The organism is Streptomyces sp. NPDC087787 (assembly GCF_044743035.1).
Taxonomy (GTDB): domain Bacteria; phylum Actinomycetota; class Actinomycetes; order Streptomycetales; family Streptomycetaceae; genus Streptomyces.
In genome coordinates this window covers 66,515-92,358 of sequence record NZ_JBIUVQ010000016.1, presented here as the reverse complement: position 1 = coordinate 92,358, position 25,844 = coordinate 66,515, and the positions used below count along the sequence as shown (strand labels likewise).

24 protein-coding genes, 1 tRNA gene and 1 riboswitch are annotated in these 25,844 nt (G+C 71.2%); of the genes, 19 read left to right on the top strand and 6 right to left on the bottom strand.

What is annotated here, in order from left to right; all coding sequences use genetic code 11:
• Window positions 1–157: 157 nt before the first annotated feature.
• From ACIOWN_RS24795 to ACIOWN_RS24785, 3 genes are all read left to right on the top strand, one after another.
• On the top strand, window positions 158–874 hold the full coding sequence (locus ACIOWN_RS24795) for an HNH endonuclease family protein (RefSeq protein ID WP_401983346.1): 717 nt from the start codon (window positions 158–160) through the stop codon (window positions 872–874).
• Window positions 875–1,080: 206 nt separating this feature from the next.
• Window positions 1,081–1,872 (top strand): hypothetical protein, encoded by a 792-nt coding sequence (locus ACIOWN_RS24790; protein ID WP_362345385.1) that lies wholly within the window; start codon window positions 1,081–1,083, stop codon window positions 1,870–1,872.
• Window positions 1,869–3,425 (top strand): serine/threonine-protein kinase, encoded by a 1,557-nt coding sequence (locus ACIOWN_RS24785; RefSeq protein WP_362345383.1) that lies wholly within the window; start codon window positions 1,869–1,871, stop codon window positions 3,423–3,425. The genes ACIOWN_RS24790 and ACIOWN_RS24785 overlap by 4 nt, the downstream gene beginning before the upstream one ends.
• 34 nt (window positions 3,426–3,459) lie before the next feature.
• Here ACIOWN_RS24785 and ACIOWN_RS24780 read toward each other — a convergent pair whose 3' ends face one another.
• A complete protein-coding gene (locus ACIOWN_RS24780; RefSeq protein ID WP_362345969.1) occupies window positions 3,460–3,843 on the bottom strand; it encodes a hypothetical protein in 384 nt (127 codons plus the stop codon).
• Between the two features lie 479 nt (window positions 3,844–4,322).
• On the opposite strand from ACIOWN_RS24780, the gene ACIOWN_RS24775 reads away from it, so the two are divergent.
• The 10 genes from ACIOWN_RS24775 (at window position 4,323) to ACIOWN_RS24730 (ending at window position 14,523) form a co-directional block, all read left to right on the top strand.
• A complete protein-coding gene (locus ACIOWN_RS24775) occupies window positions 4,323–5,153 on the top strand; it encodes a glycoside hydrolase domain-containing protein (protein WP_362345381.1) in 831 nt (276 codons plus the stop codon).
• A 238-nt stretch (window positions 5,154–5,391) separates the two neighbouring features.
• Window positions 5,392–6,039, top strand: coding sequence for a SurA N-terminal domain-containing protein (locus tag ACIOWN_RS24770; RefSeq protein WP_362345380.1), 648 nt, complete (start codon window positions 5,392–5,394; stop codon window positions 6,037–6,039).
• Window positions 6,040–6,152: 113 nt separating this feature from the next.
• Window positions 6,153–7,133 carry a nucleoside triphosphate pyrophosphohydrolase gene (locus ACIOWN_RS24765; RefSeq protein WP_362345378.1) on the top strand — a complete coding sequence of 327 codons (981 nt, stop codon included), beginning with the start codon at window positions 6,153–6,155 and terminating at the stop codon, window positions 7,131–7,133.
• Between the two features lie 65 nt (window positions 7,134–7,198).
• Window positions 7,199–8,485, top strand: coding sequence for a cytochrome P450 (locus tag ACIOWN_RS24760; protein ID WP_401983345.1), 1,287 nt, complete (start codon window positions 7,199–7,201; stop codon window positions 8,483–8,485).
• A gap of 222 nt (window positions 8,486–8,707) precedes the next feature.
• Window positions 8,708–9,721 carry a transglycosylase family protein gene (locus ACIOWN_RS24755; protein ID WP_362345375.1) on the top strand — a complete coding sequence of 338 codons (1,014 nt, stop codon included), beginning with the start codon at window positions 8,708–8,710 and terminating at the stop codon, window positions 9,719–9,721.
• Window positions 9,722–9,903: 182 nt separating this feature from the next.
• Window positions 9,904–10,071, top strand: a riboswitch (cyclic di-AMP (ydaO/yuaA leader).
• 4 nt (window positions 10,072–10,075) lie between these two features.
• Entirely contained in the window at window positions 10,076–10,789 is a 714-nt protein-coding gene (locus tag ACIOWN_RS24750) for a transglycosylase family protein (protein ID WP_362345373.1), read from the top strand.
• Window positions 10,790–11,040: 251 nt separating this feature from the next.
• Window positions 11,041–12,333, top strand: a complete 1,293-nt coding sequence (eno, locus tag ACIOWN_RS24745) for a phosphopyruvate hydratase (protein WP_401983344.1) — start codon at window positions 11,041–11,043, stop codon at window positions 12,331–12,333.
• Window positions 12,334–12,477: 144 nt separating this feature from the next.
• Window positions 12,478–12,954, top strand: coding sequence for a septum formation initiator family protein (locus ACIOWN_RS24740; RefSeq protein ID WP_100571029.1), 477 nt, complete (start codon window positions 12,478–12,480; stop codon window positions 12,952–12,954).
• Window positions 12,955–12,979: 25 nt separating this feature from the next.
• Window positions 12,980–13,585 (top strand): DUF501 domain-containing protein, encoded by a 606-nt coding sequence (locus ACIOWN_RS24735; RefSeq protein WP_362345371.1) that lies wholly within the window; start codon window positions 12,980–12,982, stop codon window positions 13,583–13,585.
• Entirely contained in the window at window positions 13,582–14,523 is a 942-nt protein-coding gene (locus ACIOWN_RS24730) for an exopolyphosphatase (RefSeq protein WP_401983343.1), read from the top strand. Before ACIOWN_RS24735 ends, ACIOWN_RS24730 begins: the two co-directional genes overlap by 4 nt.
• Window positions 14,524–14,527: 4 nt before the next feature.
• Here the strand turns inward: ACIOWN_RS24730 and ACIOWN_RS24725 are convergent, their stop codons facing one another.
• Window positions 14,528–14,797, bottom strand: coding sequence for a type II toxin-antitoxin system RelE/ParE family toxin (locus ACIOWN_RS24725; RefSeq protein WP_362345368.1), 270 nt, complete (start codon window positions 14,795–14,797; stop codon window positions 14,528–14,530).
• Window positions 14,794–15,066, bottom strand: a complete 273-nt coding sequence (locus tag ACIOWN_RS24720) for a type II toxin-antitoxin system Phd/YefM family antitoxin (RefSeq protein WP_137302729.1) — start codon at window positions 15,064–15,066, stop codon at window positions 14,794–14,796. The genes ACIOWN_RS24725 and ACIOWN_RS24720 overlap by 4 nt, the downstream gene beginning before the upstream one ends.
• Window positions 15,067–15,599: 533 nt before the next feature.
• On the opposite strand from ACIOWN_RS24720, the gene ACIOWN_RS24715 reads away from it, so the two are divergent.
• Together ACIOWN_RS24715 and ACIOWN_RS24710 are read left to right on the top strand one after the other, a co-directional pair.
• Window positions 15,600–16,997 (top strand): NAD(P)/FAD-dependent oxidoreductase, encoded by a 1,398-nt coding sequence (locus ACIOWN_RS24715; protein ID WP_362345364.1) that lies wholly within the window; start codon window positions 15,600–15,602, stop codon window positions 16,995–16,997.
• A 254-nt stretch (window positions 16,998–17,251) separates the two neighbouring features.
• Window positions 17,252–18,562, top strand: coding sequence for a cyclopropane-fatty-acyl-phospholipid synthase family protein (locus ACIOWN_RS24710; protein WP_362345967.1), 1,311 nt, complete (start codon window positions 17,252–17,254; stop codon window positions 18,560–18,562).
• 83 nt (window positions 18,563–18,645) lie between these two features.
• Here ACIOWN_RS24710 and ACIOWN_RS24705 read toward each other — a convergent pair whose 3' ends face one another.
• The gene (locus tag ACIOWN_RS24705; protein WP_401983342.1) at window positions 18,646–21,177 is read right to left on the bottom strand and encodes an ABC transporter permease; all 2,532 of its coding nucleotides are present in this window, start codon (window positions 21,175–21,177) and stop codon (window positions 18,646–18,648) included.
• A 53-nt stretch (window positions 21,178–21,230) separates the two neighbouring features.
• On the bottom strand, window positions 21,231–22,001 hold the full coding sequence (locus tag ACIOWN_RS24700; RefSeq protein ID WP_100571024.1) for an ABC transporter ATP-binding protein: 771 nt from the start codon (window positions 21,999–22,001) through the stop codon (window positions 21,231–21,233).
• A 413-nt stretch (window positions 22,002–22,414) separates the two neighbouring features.
• On the opposite strand from ACIOWN_RS24700, the gene ACIOWN_RS24695 reads away from it, so the two are divergent.
• The 3 genes from ACIOWN_RS24695 (at window position 22,415) to ACIOWN_RS24685 (ending at window position 25,075) form a co-directional block, all read left to right on the top strand.
• A tRNA-Leu gene (locus tag ACIOWN_RS24695) sits at window positions 22,415–22,501 on the top strand.
• A gap of 284 nt (window positions 22,502–22,785) precedes the next feature.
• Window positions 22,786–23,961: a 4-hydroxybenzoate 3-monooxygenase gene (locus ACIOWN_RS24690; RefSeq protein ID WP_362345360.1), complete on the top strand. Its 1,176-nt coding sequence runs from the start codon at window positions 22,786–22,788 to the stop codon at window positions 23,959–23,961.
• Window positions 23,962–24,166: 205 nt separating this feature from the next.
• Window positions 24,167–25,075, top strand: a complete 909-nt coding sequence (locus ACIOWN_RS24685) for a Bax inhibitor-1/YccA family protein (RefSeq protein WP_362345358.1) — start codon at window positions 24,167–24,169, stop codon at window positions 25,073–25,075.
• A gap of 103 nt (window positions 25,076–25,178) precedes the next feature.
• Here the strand turns inward: ACIOWN_RS24685 and ACIOWN_RS24680 are convergent, their stop codons facing one another.
• Complete coding sequence (locus ACIOWN_RS24680) at window positions 25,179–25,406, bottom strand: DUF4287 domain-containing protein (RefSeq protein ID WP_100571135.1); 228 nt, start codon at window positions 25,404–25,406, stop codon at window positions 25,179–25,181.
• A gap of 98 nt (window positions 25,407–25,504) precedes the next feature.
• On the opposite strand from ACIOWN_RS24680, the gene ACIOWN_RS24675 reads away from it, so the two are divergent.
• On the top strand, window positions 25,505–25,816 hold the full coding sequence (locus ACIOWN_RS24675; protein ID WP_401983341.1) for a hypothetical protein: 312 nt from the start codon (window positions 25,505–25,507) through the stop codon (window positions 25,814–25,816).
• Window positions 25,817–25,844 lie beyond the last annotated feature (28 nt).

Sequence of the window (25,844 nt, the reverse complement as noted above, 5' to 3'; positions counted from 1 at the left end):
GCTTTTGGGGCCGCGGAGGGTACGCGGTTCGCGCGTTCGCGCCCCGTGACCCCCGTACCCCCGTGTGGCCTGCGCATACTGCCCCGCTACGGTGGGCAGCAGGTGAAGGACGCCCGAACCATGGGCGGAACCGGGCAGGTTAGGGGAGGGGCGCAGCGTGACGCGTCTGAGGGGCGGGGCGGTTGCGGCTGCCGTCGTGGCACTGTTGGCGACCGGATGCACGGAGCAGCTGGACGGCGGTGCGAGCGGACCGGAGCCGGCGAAGACCGGCGGTGAGGCGCTCGCCGCCGCCGAGTCACTGACCGTCAAGGGGCGGTCGCCGAAGACCGGTTACGTCCGGGAGAAGTTCGGCACCGCCTGGGCGGACACCGACTCCAACGGCTGCCCCACCCGCGACGACATCCTCAAGCGGGACCTGAAGCAGGTGCGGTTCACCGACGGGAAGTGCAAGGTGTCGTACGGCGTGCTGGAGCGGGACCCGTACTCCGGCGAGGAGATCGTCTACCGGCGCGGGCGCAGCCTGGTCGACATAGACCATGTCGTCGCCCTCTCGGACGCCTGGCAGAAGGGCGCCGCGTACTGGGACGCGAGCAAGCGCATAGCGCTGGCCAACGACCCGCTCAACCTGATCGCCGTGGACGCGAGCGCCAACCGCTCCAAGGGCGACGGCGACGCGGCGACGTGGCTGCCGCCCGCCAAGGGCTACCGGTGCACGTACGTCGCCGCGCAGGTCGCCGTGAAGAAGAAGTACCAACTGTGGGTCACCGGGGCCGAGAAGGCCGCGATGAAGAAGGTCCTGTCCACCTGCCCCGGCCAGAAGCTCCCCTCGGGCGGCAACCCGACGAAGGCACCGGAGCGCTTCCACGCCCGCTGACCGCGGCGGGCGCCGCCGGGGCCGCCGCGGCCTGTTCGGCGGTGCGGAGGCGCGCGGGGACGGGCGACGACAACGGTTCGATACATCCCAGGCCGGTTGTCCGGGTTGACCGATACTCTCGGAACGCGCTCGGATCACCCTCGGTTCCGCACCGTACGCACCGTCCCCGCAGGCGCCCCACCGGGGCCTCGCCACTAGGAGCAGTCATGCACGGCCCCGGCTACGCGCCGCCGCAGCCTCCGCGCCCGTCGACCGCGCTGGTGGTCGGCCTCAGGGTGCTGTTCGTGGCCCTCTCGGTGCTGAGCGTCGGCTTCCTGGCCTGGGGCACGATGCTGCGCGTCGCCTGCATGACCCGTGCCCGGCGCGACTGGGTCCTGTTCGTCCTGTCGCTCGTCGTCCTGTTCACGGCCTGTGTGTTCATCGGCGTCGGCGGCACCGGAGAGGAGGGCGACCCGCAGACCTGGCACAGCGACGTCGGCGCAGCGCTGTTTTTGCTGTCCGCGTTCGGCAGCGTCGGCTACTTCCTGTACAGGGACCTCCGTCACCACGAGGCCCCCCTGACCGGTCGGGTCGCCCCCGGTCCCGCGGCCGCCACCGTGGCGTACGGCTACCCGCCGTCCCCCGCCCCGCAGAGCTACGGCCCGCCGCCCGCCCCGTACGGCCCGCCGCAGCCCGCGCCCTACTCCCCGCCGCGGCCGGGCCCGTACGCGCCGCCGCAGCCCGCCTCCTACCCGTCCGCGCCGAACCCGGCGCCCGTGCCCGCCCGCGACGCGGTGCCCGGGCAGCCGCAGCGCCCCGCACCCGCCCGGATCGACCAGGTCCGCGCCGAACTGGACGAGCTGAGCGACCTCCTGCGCGGCCAGGACACCGGACCCGGCCAGGGCGGGCAGCCCGGTCACGGGGGCCGGGGTCACGGCGGGCGGTCCGCGCCGGGCGGAGCCGCCGGCGGCGGTGACATCGGGTTCACCACGAGCTGGGGCCCGGAGGGCGGCCGGTGACCGCACGCGTCATCGCCGGACGCTACGAACTGTCCACACTCATCGGACAAGGCGGCATGGGCCAGGTGTGGACGGCCTACGACCAGCGGCTCGACCGCCGCGTGGCCGTCAAACTGGTGCGCCCCGACAAGGTCGCGGGATCCCACAGCCAGGACGCCGCCGACCTGCGCCGCCGCTTCGTCCGCGAGTGCCGCGTCACCGCGCGGGTCGACCACCCCGGCCTGGTCACCGTGCACGACGCGGGCAGCGAGGCCGAGAACCTGTACCTGGTCATGCAGTACGTCGACGGCGCGGACCTCGCCGACCACCTCGCCGAGAACGAGCCGTACCCCTGGCAGTGGGCGGTCGCCGTCGCCGCCCAGCTGTGCGCCGTGCTCTCCGCCGTGCACGCCGTACCGATCGTCCACCGCGACCTCAAACCGAGGAACGTGATGGTGAAGCCGGAGGGCACCGTCACCGTCCTCGACCTCGGCGTCGCCTCCGTCCTCAACACCGAGACCACCCGCCTCACCCGCACCGGCTCACCCGTCGGCAGCCCCGCCTACATGGCCCCCGAACAGGCCATGGGCGGCGCCGTCGGCCCGTACACCGACCTGTACGCGCTCGGCGTGGTGCTGCACGAACTCCTCAGCGGGAACGTTCCGTTCGCCGCCTCCACCGCGGTCGGCGTGCTGCACCGCCACCTCCACGAGCCGCCGGTGCCCGTGCGCCGGCTGCGCCCCGAGGTCCCCGAAGCCCTCGAATCCCTCGTACTGCGGCTGCTCGCCAAGGACCCCCAGCACAGACCGGCCAGTGCCCAGGCGGTGTACGAGGACCTGCTGCCGATGCTGCCTCCGCGCGGCCCGCACAACGGCGGCCCCCTCGACCCCACCCGCCCCTTCCTGCGCCCGCACGCCCCCTGGCCCGACCGCGCCGTCACCCCGGCGCCGCGTCCCGCGCCCCGCGCCGAACCGTCCACCGCCGGGTCCGGCGGCCTCCACGACGTCGCCACCGCCGTCGACGAGGTCAAGCGGCTGCTCGGCGAGGGCCGCGTCACCCAGGCCGTCGACATCCTCGGCGCGATCCTCCCGGCCGCCGCCGCCCAGCACGGCGAGCACTCCCCGGTGGTGCGCACCCTGCGCAAGCAGTACGCGGCCACGCTGATGGACGACGGCCAGTACCGGCGCGCCCTGCCCGAACTGCGGCGCCTCGCCGGCGAACGGGCCACCGAGGCGGGCCCCGCCGACCCGCAGGCCCTCCGGTTCCGCCACGACGCGGCGCAGTGCCTCGAACAGCTCGGTGAACCGGCCGCGGCGCTCGCCGAGTACCGGGCCCTGCTGCCCTACTTCGAGAACCGGCTCGCGGAGAACCCGTACACGGCCGCGGACCCCGACCTGCCCTTCGAGATCCGCCGCCGGATCGGGCACCTGCTGCTCGCCCTGGGCGACCGGACCGCCGCCCACGACACCCTGCTGCGCCTGCTGCACGACGCGGAGCGCCGGCACGGCCCCGTGCATCCCCTCCCGGCCGAGATACAGCGCACCCTGCAGTGGCTGGGCCAGGTGCGGGGCTGAGCGGCGGGGCCGGGCAGGCGTACGCGGGCGCGGTTCAGCGCCCGTACGGGTAGCCGTACGGGCCCTGCTGCACCGTCTGCGCGGAGGGGGCCGCCCCGTAACCGGCCGCCGCCATCGCCTGCGGCGTCCGCCGGTCGAACATGGCGAACAGCAGCATCCCCGTCGCCGCCAGCAGGCACATGATGATCACGATGCCGAGCACCGCGGAGGCGTCGCTGTCGTCGGGCACGAGGAACAGTCCCGGTGTCACGGTGCACTCGTACAGGACGAAGGCGGCGAACGCGCCCCAGTCCGAGCCGAGTCCGCGGCGGATCGCCACGTACAGGAACGGCACCCATGCCAGCAGGCCCAGCGAACCCCAGACCAGGACGGACCAGACGATCCGCTGGAACCAGCCGGCCTCCAGCCGCTTGTCCATCTCCACCCCCAAGAGCTCCGCCGCACGAGGACGGAGTCGTCGCAGGCAAGGTTAGGCCACCCGGCGACGTGGACCGATACCGTCAGGAAGTCTGCTTCAAGGCCGTGACGATCCGCTCCGTCAGCTTCTTCGCGGTCGCCGCCCCGTTGTCGTGGCCGTCCGTCGACATGAAGAGCCGCAGGCCGTCAGGGTCAGGGTCAGGGGAAGCGTGGCCACGGCGAGGACACGGGCGGCGCGGGACGCGAAATGCATGCGAGGTGCTTTCTTGAGCCGGGGGCGCCACACAGGCGTGGCGAGCGGACCCTGTGACGCCCGAGGAGGCCGGACCGGTTGCCGTCGCGTACAACGCGCATGTTTTTACGGTGTCTTGTGTGATTCTTGTGCCCTGCGAGGCGATCGTTTTTCGGGCCGCGGGGTTTAGTCGGCTAGCGTGCCTCCGCACACGTGCAACACGCGCGTACACGACAACAGGGGTGGGGATGGCCGAGCACCGGCAATCGAAGAAGCGCAGGTACATCACATGGGCGGCGGCCGGGGCCGTCGTCGTCGCCGGCGCCGGGATCGCGGCCCAGACGTCCATGGCGGCCACCACCTGGCCCGCCCAGAAGACCTTCACCGGACGGGCGTTCGACACCTGCTCCGCGCCCTCGCTGAGCGCCATGAACGCCTGGCGCACCGACAAGTACTACGGCGCCGCCGCCGTCTACATCGGCGGCAAGAACCGCGGCTGCGCCCAGCCCAACCTCACCGCCTCCTGGGTGAAGTCCGTCAGCTCCCAGGGCTGGAAGCTCATCCCGCTGTACGTCGGGGCCCAGCCGCCCTGCCAGAAGAGCGCCAACCCCGAGCGGCTCACCGCCGCGACCGCCGCCTCCCTCGGCACCGCCGACGCCAAGGACGCGGTGGCCAAGGCCTCCGCGCTCGGCATGAAGGCGGGCAGCCCGGTCTACCTCGACATGGAGCCGTACGACATCACCGACAAGGCGTGCAACGACGCCGTGCTCACCTACGTCCGCGCCTTCGACAAGGTGCTGCGCGACAAGACCTACCGCGCCGGCTACTACGGCTTCACCAGCTCCAGCGCCAAGGCCATCGCCACCGCGACCAACAAGACCGACCTGCCGGGCAACCTCTGGTACGCCCTCTGGGACGGCAAGGAGACCACCACCACCGACTGGCCCTGGGGCGCCAACCAGTTCACCGACCACAGCCGCGCCCACCAGTACATGGTCAACAGCAAGGAGACGCGCGGCGGCGTCACGATCACCGTCGACCGCGACTGGTGGGACGCCCCGGTCGCCATCACCGGCTGATCCTGCCGGGTTCCGACACGCGTTTCCCCCTCGCCGGACGCCGTGTCGGTCCTCCCCCTGTGCGACGGTGCCCGAAGTCGTGGTGAATCGTTGGTCGAATGGGTTGGCCGGAGCCCGGCCGCTGCCTACTATCGATCACCGCAAGACTTTGTGCGCCCGCCCGTCGCCCGACCACCACCCCTGGTGGAGACGTTGCGCGCCGCACCTGTCGCAGCAATCTCCACCACGGGAGGTTTCCTTGCACCGCCGCCGTCGCACCGCGCTCGTCCTGTCCGCCGCGCTCCTCGCGGCGGCACCCCTGCTCACCGCCTGTGGAAGCGACGCGCATCCGGGCGCGGCGGCCGTGGTCGGCGGCCAGCGGATCACCTTCGGGCAGTTGCAGAGCCGGGTGAGCGAGGTGCGCGAGGCGCAGCGGGCCGCGGTGGCGGACGAGGCGCAGTACCAGCAGGCCGTCGCCTCGACCGGCACGCTCACCCGGGACACGCTGCACCAGATGGTGCTCGACCGGGTCCTCGACCGCGCCGCCCGGAACGCGGGCCTCACCGTCAGCCGCAGCGAGGTCCAGCAGTTGCGCACCGGTCTCGAACAGCAGGCGGGCGGCGCCAAGGCGCTCGAGGACACCTGGCTCCAGCGGTACGGGGTGCCGCCGCAGCGCCTCGACGACAACCTCCGCCTCCAGGTGAAGGCGCAGAAGCTCGCGACCCATCTGCACACCGACGCCGGCCAGCCGGCCTTCTGGAAGGCGCTGTCCGAGGCCTCCGCCGACCTCCACGTCGACCTCAACCCGCGCTACGGCACCTGGGACGTCGAGAAGAGCACCCTGGTGAACGCCAAGACGCCGTGGCTGCGGGACGTCTCGGCGTCCCAGAACCAGCAGTCCACCTGACCGGACGCCGGACGGTCGCCGGGCGGCCGGGCCTGTGGACAACCGGGCCGGGGGTGGCCCCCGGCCTGTGGACAACTCAAGGTGACCTCAGCCGCGTGCGTTACGTTCGGAGCGTGAACACCACCAGCGCCACCACCCCCGCAGCGGCCCCGGGCCGGATCGTCCTGCTCACCACCAGCCACCGGGTCGCCCCCGGCCTGCTGTCCTGGCCCGCCTGGCAGGCACTGCGGTCGGCGGACCGGGTGCTGTGCGCGGACGGTGCCCATCCGCAGCTGCCGTATCTGCGGGAGGCCGGCACAGCCGTGGACGAGGCGGCGCCGAGCGCGGAGGAGCTGGTGGACGCGTGCGCCGGCGGCCGTACGGTCGTCGTCGTGGCCACCGGCGAGGGCGAGCCCGCCCTGACCGACGGACTGGCCCGTCTGGCCGGATCCGGCCGTGTGCAGATGCCCGAGCTGGAACTGCTGCCCGCCTCCTACGACCTGCCCGGCGCCCGCCTGCTCGACCTCGTCCAGGTCATGGACCGCATCCGCGCCGAGTGCCCCTGGTCGTCCCGGCAGACCCACAAGGGCCTGGCCAAGTACGGCATCGAGGAGGCGTACGAGCTGGTCGAGGCGATCGAGGACGGCGACCGGGAGGAACTGCGCGAGGAACTGGGCGACGTCCTGCTCCAGGTGGTCTTCCACGCCCGTATCGCCGAGGAGGACCCCGAGGAGCCGTTCTCCATCGACGACGTGGCCGGCACCATCGTCGCCAAGCTGATCCACCGCCACCCGCACGTCTTCGGCGACGAGACCGCGACCACCCCGGAGGAGGTCAAGGCGCACTGGCTGCGCACCAAGGCCGAGGAGAAGCGGCGCACCTCCGTGACCGAGGGCGTCCCCCTCGGCCAGCCCGGCCTCGCCCTCGCCGCCAAGCTGGCCTCCCGGGTCCGCACGGCGGGCCTGGACGTCCCCCTCCCGGCGGGCGAGGGCTTCGGGTACGAACTGCTGGCCCTGGCCGCCCGCGCCGAGGCGGAGGGCGTCGACCCGGAGGCGGCCCTGCGCGCGGCGGCGCGCGCGTACCGGGACGTGATCATAAAGACGGAGGGCGACTGAGGTCCTGAGCGGCCGCGCGGCACGCGACTGCACCGCGCGGACGCCCCGGCGCTAGGGTCGGCCCCATGCACGACCAGCCACCCACCCTGTTCACCTGGGAGTTCGCGAGCGACCCCTACCCGGCCTACGCCTGGCTGCGCGAGCACGCCCCCGTGCACAGGACCCGCCTCCCCAGCGGGGTCGAGGCCTGGCTGGTCACCCGGTACGCCGACGCCCGGCAGGCCCTGGCCGACCAGCGGCTGAGCAAGAACCCGGTGCATCACGCCGAGCCCGCGCACGCCAAGGGCAGGACGGGCATCCCCGGCGAGCGCAAGGCCGAGCTGATGACCCACCTGCTGAACATCGACCCGCCGGACCACACCCGGCTGCGCCGGCTGGTCAGCAAGGCGTTCACCCCGCGCCGCGTCGCCGAGTTCGCCCCGCGGGTGCAGGAGCTGACCGACGGACTCATCGACGGGTTCGCCGGACGCGGCACCGCCGACCTCATCCGCGAGTTCGCCTTCCCGCTGCCCATCTACGCCATCTGCGACCTGCTCGGCGTCCCCCGCGAGGACCAGGACGACTTCCGTGACTGGGCAGGCATGATGCTGCATCTTCCCGGGGGCGAGTCCACGGACCCCCGGCGCCACGGCAAGAGCCCCCGCGGCGGAGTCGCCCGCTCGGTGAAGAAGATGCGCAGCTATCTCGCCGAGCTCATCCACCGCAAGCGCGAGGCGCTGCCGGCCGAGCCCGGCCCCGGCGAGGACCTCATCTCCGCCCTCATCCGCGCCTCCGACCACGGCGAGCACCTCACCGAGAACGAGGCCGCCGCCATGGCCTTCATTCTCCTGTTCGCCGGTTTCGAGACCACCGTCAACCTCATCGGCAACGGCACCTTCGCCCTGCTCACCCACCCCGAGCAGCGGGACCGGCTCCAGCGGTCCCTCGCCGATGGGGACGGCGGCCTGCTGGAGACGGGAGTGGAGGAACTCCTGCGCTACGACGGTCCGGTGGAACTGGCCACCTGGCGCTACGCCACCGAGCCGCTCACCATCGGCGGGCAGGACATCGCCCCCGGCGACCCGGTCCTCGTCGTCCTCGCCGCCGCCGACCGGGATCCGGAGAGGTTCGACAGCCCCGACGTCCTCGATCTCGGGCGACGTGACAATCAACACCTCGGCTACGGACACGGCATCCACTACTGCCTCGGCGCGCCGCTCGCCCGACTGGAGGGCCAGACAGCGCTGGCCACCCTCCTCACCCGGCTTCCGGACCTCCAACTGGACGCGGATCCGGCCGATTTGCGCTGGCGCGGCGGGCTCATCATGCGCGGACTGCGGACGCTGCCGGTGCGGTTCACCCCTGGTCGGTAAGTCGGAGGGAAGCCGGACAAGGCCGGAAAAGGCGCCTGCGGCCGCATCGCCCCTACCCACTGACGGCCCCGAACATGACACAGCGTCAGCTGTGTGATCTTCACGTGATCTGTGCGGCATGAACTTGTAACAAGCGAGCGTCAGCGGCTACTTTCACCCATCAGCGTGGCGCCGAGTCGCGGCCGCCACGCCGGTCAGCGTTGTCGCACGAAAGGTCTCCGTATGCTCTCCGGGAACGGCCGTCACCGTCGGCCCCGTCAGGCTCCGGCCCTCCTCGTCGCCGCTGGAGTGACCGGATCCGCCATCGCCATCCCGCTGATGGGCGCCGGCGCCGCCAGCGCCGCCGACGGCAACACCTGGGACAAGGTGGCCAAGTGCGAGAGCGGCGGCGCCTGGAGCTCCAACGCCGGCAACGGCTACTACGGCGGCCTGCAGATGACGCAGGACGACTGGGAGAAGTACGGCGGCCTCGACTACGCGCTGAGCGCCGATCAGGCGAGCCGGTCCCAGCAGATAGCCGTGGCTGAGAAGGTGCTCGCCGACAAGGGTCCCGGTGCCTGGCCGACGTGCGGGCTGCTCTCCGGTCTCGGCGAGAAGTCCGAGGCGGCGAAGGTGGACACCGGAGTGGGCGATACCGGATCCTCCAACTCCTCCGGGAAGTCGCTCACCGACGACCTCGGTCTGTCGAACTCGTCACAGACGCCGGCCGACTCGTCCGGCTCGTCGGACACCGAGCCCGGTCCGGCCGACTCCTCCGACTACCCGAGCGAGTCCCCCACCACGTCCTCACCCTCGCCGTCCTCGCCGGCCAAGAAGGGTAAGCCGGGTAAGTCCGACACATCCCGTGATGTCGCCGTGAGCGGGTCCCAGTCGTCCGACACCTCGTCCCCGGTCGCGCCGGAGCCGGGCGGTACGGACAAGTCCTGGCAGGTCGGCGGCAGTTCGGCCCTGGTCGACACCGGGGCGCTGGGCGGCGGGCGGCACCGCGGCGGCAGTGCCGTCGAGAACCTGGTCGACAACCACACGGCCGCCTCCGCCGGCCGCCACGCCGCACGCGCCGGCGACTCCTACACCGTTCGCGCCGGCGACTCCCTCGAGTCCATCGCCGACTCCCTTGACGTGCCCGGCGGATGGGATGCGCTGTACGCCGCGAACAAGGGCGCGATCGGGTCCGACCCGAACCACGTCTCCGCCGGTCAGACCCTGAATATCCCTACCGAAACGCCCCAGAAGTAGCGGGAGTTCACGTCACGCTTCGCCCCGAATGCCCCATTCGGGGAAAGTGTGGGATGAGTCTCAGAAGCCCTGATCGTCTTTGGAATTCGGCGGAGCGCGTGCCTACGGTCGTGACCGCTCGTCACCGCGAGCCCCGGCTGCCGCAACGCCGAATCCTGCCAGCGGCCGCACGGGAACAGTCGTCGCGTCAAGCGCCGTGGGCAGGAGCGGGGGACCCAAGGTAGGCGCCGCACCGGGCAGTTGACCGGAGCGGCTAGGGGTGGAGCCGTGCCTCGTGTACGAGGCACGGCCGGGCAACTCAACCGGCCCGAACCCGACAGCTCACCTCGCAGGCGTCGGTGAGGGGATCCATCCATGCTGTTCTCCAGCAAGGGCAAGCACCGCCGTCCGTCCAGGGCCACCCGTGTCGTCGCGCTCGCCGGTGTCGCCGGCGCCGCGGTCGCCGCCCCGCTGATGGCGGTCGGCGACGCCTCCGCCGCCACCGCCTCCCAGTGGGACGCGGTCGCACAGTGCGAGTCCGGTGGCAACTGGTCCATCAACACCGGCAACGGCTTCTACGGCGGCCTCCAGTTCACCAACTCCACCTGGGCCGGGTACGGCGGCACCTCCTACGCGTCGCGCGCCGACCTGGCCTCCAAGTCGCAGCAGATAGCCGTCGCCGAGAAGGTGCTCGCGGGCCAGGGCAAGGGTGCCTGGCCGGTCTGCGGCAAGGGCCTGTCCGGCGCCGCCTACACCGGCAGCGCCCCCGCGTCGTCGTCCTCGTCGGGCTCGGCGTCCTCGTCGGCGGGTGGCAGCTCCGCCAAGAGCACCGCCACCCGCTCGACCGAGCGGCAGGCCGCCAGCCGCTCCGCGACGCGTTCGGCCCCGAGCGGGACCGTGACCACGCCGACCGGCAAGAAGGTCGAGAAGGGCGACGGCGAGTACAAGGTGGTCTCCGGCGACACCCTCAGCTCCATCGCCGCCCGCCACGGCGTCCAGGGCGGCTGGCAGAAGCTGTTCGAGCTGAACAAGGACGTCGTCGACAACGCCGACCTCATCTACCCGGGCCAGCAGCTCCACCTGAAGTAAGGGCCCGTCCCGCCCTCCACGGGCTCCCCGCCCCGGCGCGTTCCCCCCTGCGCGCCCGGGGCGGGGCTTTTTTCGTCTCCCGCACACCGTCCCGTTCCCGAAGATTCCCCTCCCCTTTGTTCCGAACGGGAACAAAGGGTACTGTCACTCTGTCCATGAGGCGGTCGGTCGGCCGGTCGCCGCCCCGGGACGGTTAGGCTCTAGTCGCAGGGCTCACGCCCCGCACTTTCAGCGTCACATCCCAGAAGGAGATGCTCGTGCCGTCCATCGACGTCGTCGTAGCCCGGGAAATCCTGGACTCCCGAGGCAACCCCACGGTCGAGGTCGAGGTCGGCCTCGACGACGGCAGCACCGGTCGTGCCGCCGTCCCCTCCGGCGCCTCCACCGGTGCCTTCGAGGCCGTCGAGCTCCGTGACGGAGACCCCAACCGCTACCAGGGCAAGGGCGTCGAGAAGGCCGTCCTCGCCGTGATCGAGCAGATCGGCCCGGAGCTCGTCGGCTACGACGCCACCGAGCAGCGTCTGATCGACCAGGCCATGTTCGACCTGGACGCCACCGACAACAAGGGCTCGCTGGGCGCCAACGCCATCCTCGGCGTCTCCCTCGCCGTCGCCCACGCCGCCTCCGAGGCCTCGGACCTCCCCCTCTTCCGCTACCTGGGCGGTCCGAACGCGCACCTGCTGCCGGTGCCGATGATGAACATCCTGAACGGCGGCTCGCACGCCGACTCCAACGTGGACATCCAGGAGTTCATGATCGCCCCGATCGGCGCGGAGTCCTTCTCCGAGGCCCTGCGCTGGGGCACCGAGGTCTACCACACCCTGAAGAAGGTCCTGAAGAGCAAGGGCCTGTCCACCGGCCTCGGCGACGAGGGCGGCTTCGCCCCGAACCTCGGCTCCAACCGCGAGGCCCTCGACCTCATCCTCGAAGCGATCAAGGAAGCCGGCTACGCGCCCGGCGAGCAGATCGCCCTCGCGCTCGACGTCGCCGCCTCCGAGTTCTACAAGGACGGCAAGTACCTCTTCGAGGGCAAGGACCGCTCCGCGGCGGAGATGACCGAGTACTACGAGGAGCTGGTGGCCGCCTACCCGCTCGTCTCCATCGAGGACCCGCTGTTCGAGGACGACTGGGCCGGCTGGAAGGTCATCACCGACAAGCTCGGCGACAGGGTCCAGCTCGTCGGCGACGACCTGTTCGTCACCAACCCCGAGCGTCTCGCCCGCGGCATCGAGGAGGGCGCCGCCAACGCGCTGCTCGTGAAGGTGAACCAGATCGGTTCGCTCACCGAGACCCTGGACGCCGTCGAGCTGGCCCAGCGCAACGGCTTCAAGTGCATGATGTCCCACCGCTCCGGCGAGACCGAGGACGTCACGATCGCCGACCTGGCCGTCGCCACCAACTGCGGCCAGATCAAGACCGGCGCCCCGGCCCGCTCCGAGCGCGTCGCCAAGTACAACCAGCTGCTGCGCATCGAGGAGATCCTCGACGACGCCGCGGTGTACGCGGGCCGCTCGGCCTTCCCGCGGTTCCGCTCCGCCCAGTAGGCGCGGCAAGGGCTCGGCCGCCACGGCGGCTGAGCCGCACAGCGTACGGCTTCGCCCGTCGCACGTACGTCCCCGTACCCGGTCCCGTACCGTGTCCGGGGACGTACGCACGTGTGTGCGCGGGCACGAACGGGAGGCGGGACGATGGCCGTCAAGGACCGGGACCGGTTCTCCACCACGACCAGGATCAGGCTGCTCGGTGAGCAGACCGCGGCCCGCGTCTACCGTTCGCAGACCCGGCGCCAGGCCCGCCGCTCCCGCCTCACCGGCCGCGCGGCGCTGCTCGCGCTGGTGCTGTGCTCGATGGTGGTCGCCCTCGCGTATCCGATGCGGCAGTACGTCTCCCAGCGCGCCGACATCGCCGACCTGCAACGCCAGAAGCGGCAGGCCCAGCAGCGGGTGGAACAACTGCGCGACCTCAAGGCACGCTGGCAGGACGACGCCTACGCCGAACAGCAGATCCGGCGGCGGCTGCACTACGTGAAGCCCGGGGAGACCGGCTACTCCGTGGTCGAACCGGGCCCGGCCGAGCGGTCCCGCGCCGAGCGGGGGACGGCCCGCCGCCCCTGGTACGCCAACGTCTGGGACGGAGTCGACAAGTCCGACGCCTCCGACCAGTGAACTGACAGAGAGATGTACGCAAGGCATGGAAACCCCACCGCCGTCCACTGAGCGCACCGAGCCCACCGAGGCGGACGTCGAGGCCTTCGAGCAGCAGCTCGGCCGGCCGCCGCGCGGGCTGCGCGCGATCGCGCACCGCTGCCCCTGCGGGCAGCCCGACGTCGTGGAGACGGCACCGCGGCTGCCCGACGGCACGCCCTTCCCCACGCTGTACTACCTGACGTGCCCGCGCGCCGCCTCGGCCATCGGCACGCTGGAGGCCGACGGCGTGATGAAGGAGATGACGGAGCGGCTGGCCGCCGACCCGGAGCTCGCGGCCGCGTACCGGGCCGCGCACGAGGACTACATCCGGCGCCGGGACCGGATCGAGAAGCTGACGGGCTTCCCCAGCGCGGGCGGCATGCCGGACCGGGTGAAGTGCCTGCACGTCCTGGTCGCCCACTCGCTCGCCGCCGGGCCCGGTGTGAACCCGCTCGGCGACGAGGCGATCGCGATGCTGCCCGAGTGGTGGCGCAAGGGCCCGTGTGTGACGCCCGCGCAGCCGCCGTCCGGCGAGGGGCCGCAGACCGGGACCTCCGAAGGCGGCCGGCTCGCCGCCGGTCCCCTGGAGACCGGGGAGGACCGCGCATGACCCGGGTCGCCGCCATCGACTGCGGTACGAACTCCATCCGCCTGCTGGTCGCGGACGCCGACCCGGCGACGGGCGAACTGCGCGAGCTGGACCGGCGCATGACCATCGTGCGGCTCGGCCAGGGCGTCGACCGCACCGGCAGGCTCGCCCCCGACGCGCTGGAGCGGACCTTCGCGGCCTGCCGGAAGTACGCCGGGGCCGTCAAGGAGCACGGCGCCGAGCGGCTGCGCTTCGTGGCCACCTCCGCCTCCCGGGACGCCGAGAACCGGGACGAGTTCGTGCGCGGGGTGATGGACATCCTCGGCGTCGAGCCCGAGGTGATCTCCGGTGACCAGGAGGCGGAGTTCTCCTTCACCGGCGCGACGAAGGAGCTGACGGGCCGTACGGACCTCGCCCGGCCCTTCCTGGTGGTCGACATCGGCGGCGGCTCGACGGAGTTCGTCGTGGGCGACGACCGCGTCCGCGCGGCGCGCTCGGTGGACGTGGGCTGCGTCCGCATGACGGAGCGTCACCTGGTGCGGGACGGGGTGGTCACCGACCCGCCGACGGAGGAGCAGATCGCCGCCGTGCGCGCCGACATCGAGGCCGCGCTCGACCTCGCCGAGAAGACCGTCCCGCTGCGCGAGGCGCGCACCCTGGTGGGCCTGGCCGGCTCGGTGACGACGGTGTCGGCGATCGCTCAGGAGCTGCCCGGATACGACTCGGCGGCCATTCACCACTCCCGTGTCTCCCGCGAGCGCGTCCGCGAGATCAGCGACCGCCTGCTGCGCTCCACGCACGCCGAGCGCGCGGCGATCCCCTCCATGCACCCGGGCCGTGTCGACGTCATCGGCGCGGGCGCACTGGTCCTGCTGGCCGTCATGGAGCGGATCGGAGCGAAGGAGGTCGTCGTCAGCGAGCACGACATCCTCGACGGCATCGGATGGTCTTTGGCCTGACCGCCTACACGTTGCGGTACACGTCCCGCCGGTCGCCCACCTTGACGACGAGGATGACGAGTTCACCATCGTTGATCTGGTAGGCGACCCGGTAGCTGCCGACCCGGAGCCGGTAGAGCCCGGACGGGCCGGTGAGCTTCTTGACGTCGGCGTCCTCGCGGTACGGGTCGTCACCGAGCGCGGTCAGCGCGGTCAGGATGCGCATGGCGTCGGGCCGACTGATGGCCCGGAGTTGCCGCTGCGCCGCCGTGGTGAATCGGAAGGCGTACTTCACGCCGCCTCGCCGTCCTGCTCGGTGAACAGGTCTGCCAGCAGTTCCGCCATCGTCACTGTGGGACCGCCCTCGGCCAGGACCGCTTCGGCTTCGCGCGCCAGCATGACGTCGGCCGCTTCCTCCAGCGCTTCGAAGTCCGCGATCGGGACTACGGCTGCCACCGGAGCGCCGTTGCGCGTGATGACGGTCGGAACGCCTTCCTCGGCCCGGTTGATGTGGTCGGCGAGGTGCGCGCGGGCTTCCCGTACGGTCACGGTGTTCTCAGTCATGAGATTAGTGTACGCATTCGCGTGTACACGTGCCCAGCTTGGGGGGTGACGTTCGCGAGCGATCCTCGACGGCATCGCGTGGCCCGTGGCGCAGGCTCGTCCTCCCCTGGTTCTACTGGCCAGTAGCCTGCGGTTGAGCAGTTCGGATACCGTGTGAGCGCACCCGGGGGTCCGTTCGGCGCCCCCGGTGACGTTCCGCCAGGAAAACTTCGTGAAGTTCTTCACAAGGAATTCGCCCGTGTCAAGGGCCGAAAGGGCCTCCGGGGGCGTTTTCGGGGTCTCAGCAGGCGGAAAGCGGTGCTCGGGTGAGCGCCGGGAAGCGGTTCCGGAAGGGTCGCGCGGCCCCTCGGTGGGGGACCGTCCTCAATCAGATGAGCAGCTCACGCGGTCTTGACAACGGCCCGAACCGGACGGCGGCCGCCTGTGGCCGCCAGGGCCCGCCGAACGGGGGCGCGGAGTTTACCATAGGGGCTGTCGGACCTTGTGAAGGGGCGCACGAGCGACCCCCCTGGAGCAGGTGGATACTCGATGCCATGAGCACCACGGAGCGTCCCAGGATCCTCGTAGTAGGCGGTGGGTACGTAGGCCTGTACGCAGCTCGGCGCATCCTCAAGAAGATGCGCTACGGAGAGGCGACCGTCACGGTCGTCGACCCCCGTTCGTACATGACCTACCAGCCCTTCCTCCCCGAAGCCGCAGCCGGCAGCATCTCGCCCCGGCACGTCGTCGTCCCGCTGCGACGCGTGCTGCCCAAGGCGGAGGTCCTCACCGGCCGGGTCACCACCATCGACCAGGACCGCAAGGTCGCCACGGTCGCCCCGCTGGTCGGCGAGGCGTACGAGCTGCCCTTCGACTACCTGGTCATCGCGATGGGCGCGGTGTCCCGCACCTTCCCGATCCCCGGCCTCGCCGAGCAGGGCATCGGCATGAAGGGCATCGAGGAGTCCATCGGACTGCGCAACCACGTCCTGGAGCAGCTCGACAAGGCCGACTCCACCACCGACGAGGAGATCCGCCGCAAGGCGCTCACCTTCGTCTTCATCGGCGGTGGCTTCGCCGGCGCCGAGACCATCGGCGAGGTCGAGGACATGGCCCGGGACGCGGCCAAGTACTACACCAACGTGTCCCGCGAGGACATGCGCTTCATCCTCGTCGACGCCGCCGACAAGATCCTCCCCGAGGTCGGCCCCAAGCTCGGCCAGTACGGCAAGGAGCACCTCGAGGGCCGCGGTGTGGAGGTCTACCTCTCCACCTCCATGGAGTCCTGCGTCGACGGCCACGTGGTGCTCAAGAACGGCCTCGAGGTCGACTCCAGCACCATCGTGTGGACCGCGGGCGTCAAGCCCAACCCGGCGCTGGCCCGCTTCGGCCTGCCGCTCGGCCCGCGCGGTCACGTGGACTGCGCGCCCACCCTCCAGGTGCAGGGCACGGACTACATCTGGGCCGCCGGTGACAACGCGCAGGTGCCCGACCTCGTCGGCCGCCGGGCGGGCAACGAGAACGCCTGGTGCCCGCCGAACGCCCAGCACGCGCTGCGTCAGGCCAAGGCTCTCGGCGACAACGTGATCTCCCAGATGCGGGGCTTCCCGCAGAAGGACTACGAGCACGCCAACAAGGGCGCGGTCGCGGGTCTCGGCCTGCACAAGGGCGTCGCGATGATCGTCATGGGCAAGATGAAGATCAAGCTCAAGGGACGCCTCGCCTGGTACATGCACCGCGGCTACCACGGTATGGCCATGCCGACCTGGAACCGGAAGATCCGCATCTTCGCCGACTGGACCCTCGGCATGTTCCTCAAGCGCGAGGTCGTCTCCCTCGGCGCCATGGAGAACCCCCGCGAGGAGTTCTACGAGGCCGCCAAGCCCGCGCCGGTGCCCGCCGCCGCGGGGAAGACCGAGGAGAAGGCCGAGGAGAAGGCCAAGGCCTCCTGACCCAGGCCTCCCGGCTCCCGGGTCTCTGACCTCCTGGCCGTACGGCCTCCCGGTCCGACGCACGAACCGAAGGACCTCCCGCCATCCGTGGTGCGGGAGGTCCTTCGGCGTTCCGCCCGTCGTGACACGGAGCCGTTGCGGTGGAACGGTGGTGTTTGCCCAGTCGTAACTCCGTTGCGGGACTGCGCCCGGTGCGTCCCGGTGTTTACGTGGTGGATGACATTCCGGCGTTCGTCGTCATGGAGGTGTGCACCATGCCCGATGCCGCGCTGCGGCTCACACGACTCCTCGAACAACTGGTGGGGACCCCGCTTCCCGTGCGCGTCCGCGCGTGGGACGGTTCCGAGGCGGGGCCGCCGGACGCACCGCTGCTCGTCGTACGCAACCGCCGGGCCCTGCGGCGGCTGCTGTTCAAGCCGGGCGAACTGGGCCTGGCCCGCGCCTGGGTGGCCGGCGACCTGACCGTCGAGGGCGACCTCTACACCGCCCTGGAACTGCTCTCGGGCCTGATCTGGGAGCGCGGCGAGGACGCCCGCGGTCTCGCCGGGACGCTGCGCGACCCGCAGGCCCGCGCCGCCGTCCGCGGCCTGGTGAGGCTGGGCGGCCCGCCACTGCCGCCCGCCCCGCCCCGCGAGGAGGTCCGCAGGCGCCGCGGCCCACTGCACACCAGGCACAGCGACAAGCGCGCCATCAGCCACCACTACGACGTCGGCAACGACTTCTACGAGCTCGTCCTCGGCCCCTCCATGGTGTACTCCTGCGCCTACTGGCCGGCCCGCGAACCCCTCGCCACCCTCGAACAGGCCCAGCACGACAAGCTCGAACTGATCTCGCGCAAGCTGGACCTGAAGCCCGGTCAGCGCCTCCTCGACGTCGGCTGCGGCTGGGGGTCCATGGCCGTCCACGCGGCCCGCGAGCACGGCGTGGGCGTCGTCGGCGTCACCCTGTCCCAGGAGCAGGCGGCGTACGCCCGCAAGCGCGTCGCCGACGAGGGGCTCACCGACCGGGTGGAGATCCGCGTCCAGGACTACCGGGACGTGGACGACGGCCCCTACGACGCGATCTCCTCCATCGGCATGGCCGAACACGTCGGCGCCGCTCCCTACCTGCGGTACGCGCGTGATCTGCACGCCCTGCTGAAGCCCGGCGGACGGCTGCTCAACCACCAGATCGGCCGCCGGCCGCAGCAGGACGAATCCGAGTACCACGTGGACGCGTTCATCGACGCCTACGTCTTCCCGGACGGCGAACTCGCCCCCGTCGGCACCACCGTCACCCAGTTGGAGCGGGCCGGCTTCGAGGTCCGCGACGTGGAGTCGATCCGCGAGCACTACGCGCTCACCCTGCGCCGCTGGGTGGCCAACCTGGAGGCGGACTGGGACCGGGCGGTGCGGCTCACCAGCCCCGGACGCGCCCGTGTCTGGCGCCTGTACATGGCGGCCTCCGCGCTCGCCTTCGAACGCAACCGCATCGGCGTCAACCAGGTACTGGCCGTGCGGACCCCCGCGTCCGGCGACTCGGGGATGCCGCTGCGGGCCCGCACCTGGGGCGCCCCGCCCGCCTAGAACACGCCGCCCGGCTCATACGCCACGGGGCCCGTTCCGTCATGGAACGGGCCCCCGTGGCGCCGGGGTCGCACAGGCGACCGCTACTCCGACTTGATGGCCTGGAGCATGTTCAGGCGGGCCGCGCGCCGGGCCGGCCACAGGGCCGCCAGCACGCCGACCGCCGCCGCGAGCAGCAGGAAGACGACCAGCCGCGACCAGGGCAGGATCAGCTCGTACGTCGACAGGCTGGAGCCCAGCAGCTCACCGGCCGCCCAGCCGAAGAAGACGCCGAGCCCGATGCCGAGGACACCGCCGAACAGGGAGATCACCAGGGACTCCAGACGGACCATCCGCTTGACGCCCTTGCGGTCCAGGCCGATGGCGCGGAGCATGCCGATCTCCTGGGAGCGCTCGAACACCGACATCGCCAGGGTGTTGATGACTCCGAGGACCGCGACGATCACCGCCATGGCGAGCAGGCCGTAGAGCAGGTTCAGCATCAGGGTGAAGATCTGCGCGATGCCGTTGGAGATGTCCTTCTTGTCCTGGATCTTGATCGCCGGGTTGGAGCCGAGGGCCTCCACCAGCCGGTCCTTGGTCGCGTCGGACGCCCCGTCGGAGGTCTTGACCATGACCTGCATGTCGTTCGGGCGGGGCTGGTGCGGCGTGAGGGTGGCGTTGTCCAGCATGATCCCGCGGATCATCTCGTTGCCCTCGTAGACCCCGGCGACGGTCAGGCGCTGCTTCCTGCCGTCCTCGAAGGAGGCGGTGAAGGCCGAACCGGCCTTCCAGTCGTGCGACTTGGCGGTCTTGGCGTCGACGACGACCTTCGTGCCGCCGACCGTGAAGGAGCCGTCGTCGACCCGGAGATCGGTCAGCTCGCCGATCGCCTTGCCGTTCACCCCGGTCAGGAACTCGGTCTGCCCGTCGATCCGGGAGGGCGCGTTGCGCAGCGGGCTGGTGGCCGTCACGCCCTCGGTGGCGCGCAGCTTGCTGTCGACGTCCGGGGAGAGGAAGTTGCCGTTCGCCATCGACACCACGTAGTCGGCGCGGATCGCGGACGAGGCCATCTTGTCGATCGCGTGCTGGAGGCTGCCCGCCATCACGGTCATGCCGGTGATGAGGGTCAGGCCGATCATCAGCGCGGACGCGGTGGCCGCCGTACGGCGCGGGTTGCGCACCGAGTTCTGCCGGGCCAGCTTGCCGGAGACGCCGAAGGCGCGCAGGACGGGGGCCGTGGCGGCGATCAGCGGACGGGACAGCAGCGGGGTCAGGATGAACACGCCGATGATCAGCAGCACCGCGCCGATGCCCATGGGCGCCTGGGCGGACTCGATGTCGTCCATCGTCGTGGCTGCCAGGACCGTGGCGACACCGGCGGCCGAGAACAGGGCGCCGATGGTGTTGCGCAGCACCAGCGACTTGGCGGTCGCCTGGGCGTGCAGACTGCTCATCGCCGCCACCGGCGGGATCTTGGCGGCCCGGCGGCCGGGCAGCCACGCGGCCAGCATGGTCACGAGGACACCGACCGTGAGGGCGGCGACGACCGTGCCGGGCGTGACGACCAGCGGCCCGTCGGGCACGGTGGCGCCCATCGAGCCCAGCAGGGACTTCAGTCCGGCGCCGATGCCGACGCCCGCGACCAGACCGGTCACGGCGGCCACCGTGCCCACCAGGAACGCCTCGATCAGCACGGACCGGGTGACCTGGCGGCGGGAGGCGCCGACCGCGCGGAGCAGCGCCAGTTCCTTGGTGCGCTGGGCGACCAGCATGGTGAAGGTGTTGGCGATGATGAACGTGCCGACGAACAGCGCGATGCCGGCGAAGACCAGCAGCCCCTGACGCAGTCCGCTCATCGAGTCCGAGATCATCCGCGCCTGGTCGTCGGCGAGCTTGGCGGCGGTGGTCGTCTCGGTCTTCCCCTTCGGCAGCACCCGGTCGAGCTGCGTCTTCAGCGCCGCCTGGCTGGTGCCCGCCTTCGCCCGCACGTCGATCTCGTCGTACGTGCCCGGCTTGCCGAACAGCTTCTGGGCGGTCGCCGTGTCGAACAGGGCGAGGCTGCCGCCGGCCGCGACGTTGCCGTCGTCGGTGGTGAAGATGCCGCTGACGGTGGGCTTCAGGACGGGGCCGTCGACGGAGACGCGGACGGTGTCACCGACCTTGTAACCGGCGCGCCGGGCGGTCTCGGAGTCGATGAGGACCTCGTTCTCGCCGTGCGGCGCGGCGCCCGACTCGAGCGGGTACCGGGGGTCCTTCGTGCCCCAGTAGTTGCCGCCCTGGGACTGGAAGCCGCCGCCGATCAGCTTGCCGTCCTTGTCGGCGATCGCGGTGAAGCCGTGCACGACGCCGATGACGGAGCCGGCGCCGGGGACGCGGGCGCTCTCGTCCAGCAGCGCCTGGGTCAGCTCGGGCCGCTTGCCGACCTGGTCGCCCTTGCTCTGCTGGAACTTGGACCGCACGGCCACGTCGACATGGTCGAAGCCCTTGGCGGAACTCTTCTGGAACGCGTCCGAGATGGTGTTGGTGAAGACCAGGGTCCCCGACACGAAGGCGACGCCGAGCATCACGGCGAGCACAGTCATGAGGAGCCGGGCCTTGTGCGCGAGTACGTTGCGCAAGGCTGTGCGGAACATGGGTTCGTCTCAGTCCAGGGTGTACGAGGGGGTGGTGTGAGGGAGGCGGGAGGTCAGCTGGTGCGGCCCTTGCCGTCGAACTGCTTCATCCGGTCGAGGACCGAGTCCGCCGTGGGGTCGTACACCTCGTCCACGATCCGCCCGTCCGCGAGGAACACCACCCGGTCCGCGTACGCCGCGGCCACCGGGTCGTGGGTCACCATCACCACCGTCTGGCCCAGGTCGCGCACGGAGTTGCGCAGGAAGCCGAGCACCTCGGCGCCGGAGCGCGAGTCGAGGTTTCCGGTGGGCTCGTCACCGAAGATGATCTCCGGCTTGGCCGCCAGCGCCCGGGCGACGGCGACGCGCTGCTGCTGACCGCCGGACAGCTGGGAGGGCCGGTGGCCCAGCCGGTCGGCGAGCCCGATCATCCGGATCACGGAGTCGAGCCACTCCTGGTCCGGCTTGCGGCCGGCGATGTCCATCGGAAGCGTGATGTTCTCCAGGGCCGTGAGCGTCGGCAGCAGGTTGAACGCCTGGAAGATGAAGCCGATCTTGTCCCGGCGCAACCGGGTGAGCTGCTTGTCCTTCAGCGAGCCGAGCTCGGTGTCGCCGATGCGCACCGAACCGGAGGAGAACGTGTCCAGGCCCGCGACGCAGTGCATCAGCGTGGACTTGCCGGACCCGGAGGGGCCCATGATCGCGGTGAACTCGGCCTGGCGGAAGTCGACGGAGACCCGGTCGAGGGCGACCACCTGGGTCTCGCCCTGTCCGTAGATCTTCGACAGATCCGTGGCACGCGCGGCCACGGCGGTGGTCCGGCCGGCGATGGAAGAGGTGGTCACGGGTGGGTGCTCCTGACGGGACGACGACGTTCGCGGGACGAGACCATCGTCGCGGCCGATCGGGCCCGTGCAGTCAGCCGCTGTTCCCGTTCCGGGGGCCGACTGGGGTCGGAGGGAGGCCGGGCGTGTCATACCTGGGGATGAGGGCCGTCCCTGATACCCGGGGATGAGCTGCGTTTTTCCGCTCGGCTGCGAAGAACGGGGGGAGCGCCCCGGTTCGGACGGTGAAATTCCGTCATTCCCTGTGCGCGCCCGGCGCTTGCCCGCAAGGCTGTTGGCGAGTACCGATGGCCACCCCCGAGTGCTGATGCTCCCTCAGTTGCCAATAAAATCAGACAACATGAGTCCACCCGGCCGCCGTTCGGGGACGGGGCCCCGATAGGGTCGGAGCCGCAGCGCGGAGCCCATGGCCTGCCCGGATGGTGGAAAGCAGACACGGCGAGCTTAAACCTCGCTGCCCCTTCGCGGGCGTGCCGGTTCAAGTCCGGCTCCGGGCACCACCCACGTCGCGCACGGTCTCACCGGCGCGCTGGGGTCTGTGGCAGGAGAGCGGGTCGAGCAGGTCTCCCCGGATCCGCGGCCCGCGCCCCTCCCGCTCGCCCGTACCGCCGTGCTTCGGCGTCCGCGCGCATCGACGCGAAGCCCCATCGACGCGAATCCTCATCGACGCGGACAACCATTGACATCGGACGGGTCCCGGCGGAAACTCAGGGCGCACCATAGTGAAAGAAACTTCACCAGACGAACGCACTCGTGCGGCGAGGCCCACTGAAGGGAACGACCGATGCGCACCACCGTCGGCATCATCGGAGCCGGACCGGCCGGCCTGCTCCTCGCCCGGCTGCTCCACAACGCCGGGATCGACTCGGTCGTCCTGGAGAGCCGCGACCGCGCCTACGTCGAGCAGCGGCAGCGGGCCGGAATCCTGGAGCAGGGCACCGTCGACGTGCTGCGCGCGGCCGGGGCGGGGGAGCGGATGGACCGCGAGGGGCTGCGGCACGACGGGATCGAGCTGCGCTTCGACCGGCGCCGGCACCGCGTCGACTTCCCCGCGCTCACCGGTGGACGGTCGGTGATGGTCTACGCCCAGACCGAGGTCTGCAAGGACCTCATCGCCCTCCAGCTCGACGAGGGCGGCCCGCTGCTGTTCGAGGCGGAGGCGCTGGCGGTGGAGGGGGCGGAGAGCGACCGCCCCGCCGTCCGGTTCCGCCACCAGGGGCGCGAGGACGTCCTCCAGTGCGACTACGTCGTCGGCTGCGACGGCTTCTGGGGCGTGGCCCGCAAGGCCGTACCGGCCTCGCTCTCCCAGGTGTTCGAGCGGACGTACCCCTTCGGCTGGCTCGGCATCCTCGCCGACGTCGCCCCCTCGCACGACGAGCTGGTCTACGCCCGCCACGACCGCGGTTTCGCCCTGCTCTCCATGCGCTCGCCGTCCGTCTCCCGCCTCTACCTCCAGGTGCCCGCGGGCACCGACGCCGAGGCGTGGAGCGACGAGGAGATCTGGGACGAGCTCGAACGGCGGCTGGAGACCGACGACGACTGGACCCTGCGCCGCGGCCCGATCACCCAGAAGTCGGTGACCCCGATGCGCTCCTACGTCCACGAGCCCATGCGGCACGGCCGCCTGTTCCTGGCGGGGGACTCCGCCCACATCGTGCCGCCGACCGGGGCCAAGGGGCTGAACCTCGCCGTCGGCGACGTCGTCACCTTCGCGCGGGCGCTCGTCCACGAGAGGGAGACGGGGTCCGCCGCGCTCCTCGACGCCTACTCGGCGACCTGCCTGCGGCGCGTCTGGCAGGCCGAGCGCTTCAGCTACGACATGACGACGATGCTGCACCGCGACCCGGACGCCACCGCCTTCGAGCAACGCCTGCAACAGGCCCGCCTGGACCGGATCAGCTCCTGCCGGGCCGCCGAGACCGACCTCGCCGAGGGCTACACCGGGTTCCCGATCGGCTGACGGACACCCGGGTGGTCTCCGCCCGGTTCCGGACGTGTTCCGGGTCGGTCATGATCGGGGCCTCTTCTGGCCGGGAATCAGTCGGCGACGTAGCGTGTTCCGCAGCATGGCGAGGGAAAGATCCTTCCGAGGTACTGGGGTCAGCCCTTTGCCTTTCCATTACTCTTGAGGCCAAGGCCGCGCCGTGCGGCCATGGAGGAGTGAGATGAGGAGCAGAAACCCGGTCTTCTCGCGACGGGGGTTCAGCCGCGACAACGGCTACGCGGGCTTCAACGCCGCGCCGCAGGCCGGGGGTCCCGCTGTCGGCACGCAGGGCAATCCGTACGCGCAGGGCAACCCGTACGCCCAGCCGAGCGGCAACCCCTACGCGCAGAACCCTTACGCTCAACAGGACCTTCAGGGCGCGCCGCCGCAGGCCCCGGCCACCACCGGCCGGATGACGATGGACGACGTCGTCCTGCGCACCGCGTCCACGCTCGGCACGCTGATCCTGACGGCCGCGCTCGCCTGGACGCTGCTGCCGGTCGACAGCGCCAACATCAACCGTTCCTACGGGATCGGCATCGGCGCCATGGTGATCGGCATGGTCCTGGCCCTGGTGCAGTCCTTCAAGCGCAAGGCCTCGCCCGCGCTGATCCTGTCCTACGCCGCGGTCGAGGGCGTGTTCCTCGGCGTCGTCTCCAACGTCGTCGACACCCATGTCGCCAGCGGCGCGGCCATGCAGGCCGTGATCGGCACGATGGCCGTCTTCGTCGGTGTCCTGCTGGCGTACAAGGCGGGCTGGATCCGCGTCACCCGCCGGTTCTACGGCTTCGTGATGGCGGCGGCGCTCGGCTTCGTGCTGCTGATGATGGTCAACATGCTGTTCGCGGTCTTCGGCGGCGGCGACGGCCTCGGCTTCCGCAGCGGCCCGCTCGGCATCCTCTTCGGCGTCATCGGCATCATCCTCGGCGCCTGCTTCCTGGCCCTGGACTTCAAGCAGGTCGAGGACGGCATCGCCTACGGCGCGCCGCGCGAGGAAGCGTGGCTCGCGGCCTTCGGCCTCACGCTGACCCTGGTGTGGATCTACATGGAGTTCCTGCGCCTCATCGCGATCCTCAACCAGAGCGACTAGTCCGCGCCGGACAAAGGCAAGGACAAGGGCCCCGGGTCTTCCCGGGGCCCTTCGTCGTTCGGCGCCGTGTCCCTCGTTCGGCGCCGGTCGCCGCGCCGCATGCCTAGAGCAGCTTGCGCGCGGCCCTTCTCAGGTCGTACTCGTGGATGAGCGCCTTGGCGTGGCCGTACGCGAGGTCGTGCTCGTGGCGGAGCCAGCTGACCTTCTCCTCGAAGCGGAGCGCGGGGCCTTCTTCGACGGTGCGCAGCCAGTCGGAGATGGCACGACCGGTGCAGTGGGGGATGCGGGCGAGCAGATTGCGATGGGTCTCCTCGGAGAAGACTTGGGACATCGGCGCCTCCGGACGCATTCGAAGCCGGTCCTTCACGTCACCGTGCCTGAGGGTTCGCGTATTGGCAACAGTCGTGCCGCGGCGCGTACTCTCGCGGCGTGGTTGACACGACATCTCTGACCAAGGCAGTGGATCACTTCGCCGACCGCCTCAGGGCGGCGCCGCAGAGCCGGCTCCAACGGGCGGGCGCTGCGGAGGCACTGGCGCTGGCCAGGGAGTTCGCCCGACGGGCCCAGCTCGCCGAATGCCCCGGGTGCGAGCCGCGGGAGATGCCGGACGCGGGGATGTTCGCCGCCGCGGACCAGGTCACGGTCGCCGGACACGACCTGGCGCTCGTGCTGAAGAACGACGCCGAGGTCGAGGAGGCCGTCCACCTGGTCCAGGAGGCACTGAAACGCGCCGGGGTCTGAGGAAAGGACAGGCTCTGGGCCGACGTGC